Annotated in this window: 1 protein-coding gene; it reads left to right on the forward strand. The window is 67.4% G+C overall.

All coding sequences use genetic code 11. From position 1 onward, the window contains the following. On the forward strand, window positions 1-258 hold a 258-nt coding region (locus ACX9YW_RS23210), incomplete at both ends, for a hypothetical protein (protein ID WP_460351109.1).

A 258-nucleotide genomic window follows, 5' to 3' on the forward strand; every position in this document is an offset into this window, starting at 1 on the left:
GCTGGCGGGCCAGCAGATCATCCGGGGCCGCCTCCTGTCGGAATCGCTGACGCCCGAGGACTGGCTCCACTTCACCTGCGCGCTCCTGGTCCACGACATCGGCATGGTGCGCGGCGTGTGCCGCGGCGATTCCGAAGACAGCATCGTCATCGACGAGCAGGGAACGCGCTTCACGCCGCCGCGCGGCGCATCGGACGCCGTTCTTGCCCCCTATCATGTCGACCGCAGCAAAATCTATGCGCGCCAGCGCTTTGCCTC

It is taken from the genome of Pseudoneobacillus rhizolycopersici, assembly GCF_054786815.1.